Origin of the sequence: Vreelandella venusta, assembly GCF_007989605.1 — a bacterium.
GTDB lineage: Bacteria > Pseudomonadota > Gammaproteobacteria > Pseudomonadales > Halomonadaceae > Vreelandella > Vreelandella venusta.
The window spans coordinates 65,378-71,912 of record NZ_BJUL01000018.1 but is presented as its reverse complement, the minus strand read 5'-3'; the positions used below and the strand labels follow the sequence as shown (position 1 = coordinate 71,912).

8 protein-coding genes are annotated in these 6,535 nt (G+C 50.3%); 3 read left to right on the top strand and 5 right to left on the bottom strand.

Annotated features, from left to right (window positions below; genetic code table 11):
* The first annotated feature begins 333 nt into the window (after positions 1–333).
* Positions 334–1,401 (top strand): 23S rRNA (cytidine(2498)-2'-O)-methyltransferase RlmM, encoded by a 1,068-nt coding sequence (gene rlmM, locus HVE01_RS16435; RefSeq protein WP_146945133.1) that lies wholly within the window; start codon positions 334–336, stop codon positions 1,399–1,401.
* 29 nt (positions 1,402–1,430) lie between these two features.
* On the opposite strand, the gene HVE01_RS16430 is transcribed toward rlmM, so the two are convergent.
* The gene (locus HVE01_RS16430) at positions 1,431–1,718 is read right to left on the bottom strand and encodes an antibiotic biosynthesis monooxygenase family protein (protein ID WP_125746901.1); all 288 of its coding nucleotides are present in this window, start codon (positions 1,716–1,718) and stop codon (positions 1,431–1,433) included.
* 28 nt (positions 1,719–1,746) lie between these two features.
* On the opposite strand from HVE01_RS16430, the gene tusA reads away from it, so the two are divergent.
* Complete coding sequence (gene tusA / locus HVE01_RS16425; RefSeq protein ID WP_125746903.1) at positions 1,747–1,998, top strand: sulfurtransferase TusA; 252 nt, start codon at positions 1,747–1,749, stop codon at positions 1,996–1,998.
* 77 nt (positions 1,999–2,075) lie between these two features.
* On the opposite strand, the gene HVE01_RS16420 is transcribed toward tusA, so the two are convergent.
* The 3 genes from HVE01_RS16420 to HVE01_RS16410 form a co-directional block, all read right to left on the bottom strand.
* On the bottom strand, positions 2,076–2,777 hold the full coding sequence (locus tag HVE01_RS16420; RefSeq protein WP_125746905.1) for a hypothetical protein: 702 nt from the start codon (positions 2,775–2,777) through the stop codon (positions 2,076–2,078).
* A 112-nt stretch (positions 2,778–2,889) separates the two neighbouring features.
* On the bottom strand, positions 2,890–3,888 hold the full coding sequence (locus HVE01_RS16415) for a DUF3080 family protein (RefSeq protein ID WP_146945132.1): 999 nt from the start codon (positions 3,886–3,888) through the stop codon (positions 2,890–2,892).
* A 3-nt stretch (positions 3,889–3,891) separates the two neighbouring features.
* Positions 3,892–5,310 (bottom strand): MATE family efflux transporter, encoded by a 1,419-nt coding sequence (locus tag HVE01_RS16410; RefSeq protein ID WP_146945131.1) that lies wholly within the window; start codon positions 5,308–5,310, stop codon positions 3,892–3,894.
* 155 nt (positions 5,311–5,465) lie between these two features.
* On the opposite strand from HVE01_RS16410, the gene HVE01_RS16405 reads away from it, so the two are divergent.
* Positions 5,466–6,047 carry an elongation factor P hydroxylase gene (locus tag HVE01_RS16405; protein WP_146945130.1) on the top strand — a complete coding sequence of 194 codons (582 nt, stop codon included), beginning with the start codon at positions 5,466–5,468 and terminating at the stop codon, positions 6,045–6,047.
* Here the strand turns inward: HVE01_RS16405 and HVE01_RS16400 are convergent.
* The gene (locus HVE01_RS16400) at positions 6,044–6,523 is read right to left on the bottom strand and encodes a hypothetical protein (protein ID WP_125746913.1); all 480 of its coding nucleotides are present in this window, start codon (positions 6,521–6,523) and stop codon (positions 6,044–6,046) included. The two genes, HVE01_RS16405 and HVE01_RS16400, sit on opposite strands and share 4 nt — an antisense overlap.
* Between the last annotated feature and the right edge of the window lie 12 nt (positions 6,524–6,535).

The window sequence follows — 6,535 nt, the reverse complement described above, 5'->3', positions numbered from 1 at the left end:
CGCGGAAGAAAAAAACACTCCCTAGCCCCCTGTCACAAAGCGGCCACACCGCACGTCATCCCCGAGCCACCACACCGTCATTACCGAGTGGGGTGACCGGGAATCCAACTTGGCCTGCAGCAGCGCAGCCCGAAACCCCAGCTTCAGCTGACGCTGGGGTTTTTTGTTAGGCGCAGATAATGTTTTAAGCGCATCAATCAGATGAATAATCGCTGATTATCTCGCTACTTAGAAAGCATTTACAAGAAAGTGCTATGATGCATCGATTAGCGGGGGCATTTTATTCTGAATAGATGTTCACCTATGACATGAAATTACTTTCGAGGTGAAAGGGTGAGTGAAACAGTACCCACATCGTGGCTTGTCTATTGCCGCCCAGGGTTTGAAAGCGACGCACTAGCTGAAATGCAACACCACGCCAAACAGCACCAGGTGAGTTGCGAGCCTGCACAAGGCGAAGGTTGGGTGAGTTTAACGCGCTTAGATAAAGAGCCGATTAATGATTTGCACCGTAAAGCGGCATTTAAGCAACTTATTTTTGCTCGCCAAAGTCTAGCTGCTCTGCCTGCGCTCACGCTGTCCCGGGACGATAGGCTTACGGCTATTCTTGATCAGATAAAGTCAAGTCGCTGGAGTTTTGAAGAAATTTGGCACGAAACGCCAGATACCAATGATGGCAAAGCATTGGCAGGCTTAATTAAAGCACTAACTAAGCCATTGCAGAGTATGCTAAAAAAACGCGGCGCATTGCGCGGTAAAGCCGGTGCACGTCGTTTACATATTTTCTGGACGGATGGTGATCGCGTTCAGTTGGGTATGAGCTTTCCTGACAATCGAAGTGAGCTACTTAATGGGATACGCCGCTTACGTTTCCCATCCCGCGCACCAAGCCGATCAACGCTAAAGTTAGAAGAAGCATGGCATGAGTTTATTCCACGAGAAGAGTGGGGGACACGGCTTGCGGATCATATGCAGGCAGCGGATTTAGGGGCCGCTCCTGGTGGTTGGACTTGGCAGTTAGTCCAGCGTGGTATGTATGTTTATGCCATTGATAATGGGCCAATGGACAAGCAGCTAATGGCGACAGGGCAGATAGATCACCTAAAAGAGGATGGCTTTACTTGGGAGCCGCCGCAACGAATGGATTGGCTAGTGTGTGATATCGTCGATAAGCCTGTGCGCGTATTAGCGATGGTGGAAAGATGGTTAACTCGGAAATGGTGTCGAGAGGCAATTTTTAATTTAAAACTGCCTATGAAGAAACGCTGGGACGAGGTCAACCGCTGTATTAACACTTTGGAAGAGGCGTTGGAAATGGCTGGGGTGAGCGCTAATATTACATGTCGCCACCTCTACCATGATCGGGAAGAAGTGACGGTTCATGTAAGGCTCGCTCACTAATTTAAAGGTAGGCAGAGTCGCGTAAGGGGCTAATAGCCTGGCTCGTATACGCGGATAGTTTCGTCTTCTGTTAATAGAGGTAGAATGCTCTGCATGGCCACTGTACGTGCTTCACTTGAGTGCCACTCTTTCCAAGCGCGAAGATCGCGCCATTTGGTAATCATCAGGCGGCGATCTGTGTGGCCAAGTTCGACGAGTGTTTCTCCACCGACAAATCCGCGTACGCCAAGCGAAACGCGCATTGCTTCGCGCGCAGCCAGTTCATATTCTTCTTCCAGGCCAGGCATAATGCGCCGTTCAATGATTACTTTGATCATGCTGTCTGTTTCCTAAACGAGATTGTAGATGACTGATAATACGTATGACCCAAGTGCCTTTGATGCATCGTTAGACACAACGGGTTTGTATTGCCCTGAACCTATTATGCTAATGCATAACAAGGTGCGTGATATGACGCCAGGGCAGGTGTTGAAGGTGATAGCGACAGATCCCGCAACGACTCGCGATGTGCCAAAATTTTGTCAATTTTTGGGGCACCAGCTACTGCTGCAAGAAGAGTCTGATGCCCATTATGTGTATCTTATTCGCCTAGCGTAAGGCTTCTGCAGTTATGCGGGGCTAGCCATTAGTATCGGCTTTAGGGTTTGGCTAGCCTCGTGAGTGCTTATGCAAGATCACCCCTCTTTATTTGGAACAACCATCATCGCCAAAGCTTCCAGTGTCGCAGGGTCTTCATCCATTATGCGGTTGGCGATATGGCGTTGAAAAAAGTAAACCGTGCGATGGCGGGAGTGGGCATCGTAAAGGCACTTATCACCCAGTAGAATGGGGGACGTTGTGGCTTGCTGTTCATCGGCAAGAACTGCTTCAACACTCCCATCGCTATACAGACGCCATCCATAGACTTGCTTCATATTCCAAGGGGCGTCGGGATGATTCATGCATAAAGCATGAGTGCCAAGGGTATCCGGAAGCTGTTGAATCAGCGTCACCTCTCCTGAAGCTTCATACTCGAAGTAACTGGCTGAGGCCATTAGCTCGTCGTATTTATGATCAGGAGGAAGGGCGAAAATTTCTTCAGTTTCTGGATCGCGGTAGCCAATAAACTGGCCATTTTCATGGCTGTCGAGTTCATGACAAGCAGCGAGCTTTTCCATCCATGGCACAAGGCCAATGATGTTACCGTTCTCTTGCAGCCCCCAGGCCAAAATAGGTAGGCCGTAATACGTGTCGGGACTCGCAGCGAGCTGGTAGACCATCTCTAACCCATCTAGCTCAGGGGCTAGGCGGATCAAGCATTTTTGCGCCTGCTGACGCTGACGCACGGTTTCCAGGTCGATGACCTGGGCAGAGCGGGGTGACAGGGATGCGCCCATAATGTCCCTCCTTGTGCTGCGTGGTCACGACATCGATAAACAGCGTATGCTGCTTACCACTTAGTTCACCAATAGCACAGGTTGCCAAGAAGGTTAAGGGGGTTTGTGATTTTTAATTATCGGAGCAGCTAGTAAATTGGTCTCGCAGCGCGTGGTGTTGTGCTTTTACTTGTTGGAGCCGCTGCCAGGGAGCCTGAGGATTGTTCAGTGATAACCAAGTGTCCTGATAGTTTTTAACCGCTTCAGGTGGCGTTATTTGCTGGGCATTAATTAGTCGGTTAATTGCTGTAAGCCACTTGAGGGAGATTTGTTCAACTTGATTTAAGCCCGCTAGAAAACCATCTTGCAGGCATTCACTAGTCGTTAAGCGTGCTGACTCAAGTGCTACGTTTGCCTCGGCTAAGCGTTGCTGGGCAAGCAATAATGTGCGTAAAATTTCTGCTGTTAAAGGCCTCTCTTGCAGTGCTTTAAGGTGGTTTTCAAGTGTTGAAGAGTCCTGTTGCCATGTTTGGCTAAATTGGTGTGTCACCATTTGTTCAAGGTAATCAACGGCAGCCAGTTGATTGTCAATATTAAGTAGTTCAGCACTGTTTAGAGGGGCGCTTGCTCGGGAAAAGCTTTTTTCCCACTCTTCAGAATCAAAAATGGCATTCCAACTGACAGCCGGTAGCTGTTCTGTCTTGAGCTCAGTTAGTTCAGCCAATCGCGCTTTATTGTCATCACTTAAGCCGTCAGGAACATCACTATTCCAGCAGGCACTTAGGCGCTGCCAGAGCGCGCGTTCGTAAAGCCAGTGCTGGCTAGGGGGAGCAACACGCCCCAGCTGATTGTTCCGCGCTGCAATGAGCGATGTTATCTGACACTCACGTAACGCATAGATATTGAGCATACCCTCTCGGGTTTCAGGAATAGTGAATAGTCGTTCTCGACGCTCGGGAAACTTACCAATATTAGGTGGAGGGTGACGTTCAATATCGGCAATTGCAAGGTCGCTAGTGAGCTGTTGGTGATACTCTACCCAGGGCTGTTCGGCACCATTATCTCCGCAGCCCGCTAGTGCCAGGCTGACACTGGTCGTCAGCCATAATATAGGTTGAGGGTAGAGCGCCATTGGTTACTCCTGTTGGCTAATCCATTTTAACCGCCAAGCAAGTAATAGTGCGGCTGTGCTGAGTCCTGCAATCAGGCCCATCCAGTAACCATGCACTCCCAGTGGGCCAGACATACCACCTAGACCGTGAGTTCCTAGCCAGTGGCCACCGCCTAAACCGACAATCCAGTAAGAAAGTACGGTAATGACCATCACGATACGGGTGTCTTTATAACCTCGTAATGCACCTGCTAAGTTGACTTGAAGTGAGTCCGATAGCTGGAAAATGACTGCCAGGGATATGATGGTGAGCGCCAAAGCCTGGATGTCGGCATTGGAGGTGTACAACGCAATCACCGGCACTGCTGTAAACCAAAGTAATGTACTGTTGATGACGGCCACAATGACACTGATCACAATACCGTTCCAAGCAACAGTGCGCGCCATAGCAGAGCGTTGTTGGCCTAATGTATTACCAACACGTACGGTAAGTGCCATGCTCAATGACATCGGCAGCATAAAGAGAATAGACGTGAAGCTTAAGGCAATTTGGTGAGCTCCGACTGTGACCTCTCCGAAACTGGCAATAAACAAGGCTATCAGGGTAAATAACGTCACTTCCACGAAAATCGCCACACCGATGGGCATACCCACTACGATAAGCTCGCGGATGCCCGACAGTGTTGGTGGGGTTAGCGTTTGCCAAATCGAGACGCTTTGATAGGCGTGTCCTTTGCGGGTATAGAGAGCCATTGCAACGGCCATTGTCCACATCGAGAGTGCTGTGGCGATGCCGCAGCCGAATGCGCCTAGTGCCGGTAGCTGTTGCAGAGCGCTGGGTAACCCATCACCCAATAGGTTAACTAGGCCATCGCCGCCATAGATAAGTAAATAGTTACTGGGAATATTAACGATTAGTCCCACTAAACTAATCCATAACGCGGGGCGAGTGTGATTCATGCCATCTGAAAAGGCTCTAAGTGCCTGAAATAAGGCGATCCCGGGCATGCCGAAGGCAACCGCGGAAAGGTAGGCAGCAGACTCTCTTGCAACCGCTGGAGGCACCCTCATAAGTTCGAAGATAGGTGTCACGACTGTCCACAGCAATACAGCGGCAGTGAACCCGAGTACTAATGCGACCCATAGTGCCTGGTGAACCGCAGGGCGAATATCACTGTTTCGCTTGCCACCCAAAAGGTGTGCCACGATAGGCGTAAGGCCCATTAATGTACCGGTCATAAATAGCATCAGTGGCATCCACAGGCTTGAGCCAACCGAAACGGCAGCTAAGTCGGTGGCGTTATGCCTGCCGGTCATCATGACGTCGACCACACTCATACCCGCCTGTGCGAGTTGAGCACCACAGATGGGGAGCGCTAACGCTACCAACGTGCGTGTTTCTGGCCAATAGATGGATTTTATATTGCTAGTAAAGCCGCCCACGGTATGTTTCCTGTTTAGCAAAGTGACCCAACAAAAGCCGGTAGAGTAGCAGGAGTTACTAGGATCACGGTAGCTGTCTAATGATTTGCCATCTCTTTATCATCTGGATAAGGCGCGGGTATACTTTACGAAATGAACGACGACGTAGGTATATAGTGACTCAAGAGCAGGAGCGTTGGACGCTTCACGACATAACGACGCTGTTTGATGGTGTGTTTCTAGCACGTTATCAGACGCGCTTAATCAAAGGTGGCGATGAACCCCTATATCGCCCAGCTACATCTGAAACACCTTATCATCAGGTGATTTTTGCGCGCGGCTTTTTTGCTAGTGCACTGCACGAGATCAGCCACTGGTGCATCGCAGGAGAGAAGCGTCGGCAGCTGGAAGATTACGGGTACTGGTACTTGCCTGATGGGCGCGACGCCCAGCAGCAGCACGCCTTCGAACAGGCGGAGATTGCCCCGCAGGCGCTGGAAAAGCTGTTTACCCATGCCTGCGGACGCACATTCCACGTTAGTGTCGATAATTTAGGTGGGGACGTTGAGGTTGATCGAGCCGCGTTTGCTGACAAAGTAGACGCTAGAGCGGCACGCTATTTAGCAGAGGGGCTGCCATTGCGTGCCAACGCTTTCTTGATCGCATTGACACGCTATTATCAGCATCAAGATACCTTGGCGCGGGCCATTAACCAGGGGCAGCGAGAACTTGACGTGGCGCTGGTCGCGTCGGCTTAGTCTTTCTCGGTAAGCTGCTTGTGAAGCGTGAGCATTACTTCAATTTCGTGCTCGGGCCGCATCGGTTCGAGCCCCATGTCGTTAAAAATTTCGCTGCGTAAACGGTGCCAATCTCGCGCGCTAATCGCCTCATAAAGCACCTGTGCAGGCGCTAATTCAACAAAAGGATCCAAACCGTAGGTGTCAAAGAGTCGAGCCAGCGCTGCTTCATCCTCACCGTTATCGCTGGTGTACAGCGTAGCTGAGAAGTGATCGGTCTCTAGTTCACGTATGACATCCAAAGGGCTGACGCCGAGGCTTTCTAGCTCTTCAATGCTATAAGATCCCATCACGTTTGTGTCTTCACTGATCCAGCTATCGTCAGGCTGAATGAGTGTCTGCTTTATACGTCCATCAGGTAGAGACCAAGCAATAGCCAGCGGCAAGCCGTTATCTTCGCCCGTCTCAATGGCAATAAACCCTGGGTAATCAGCCACGCTTTGCTCCTT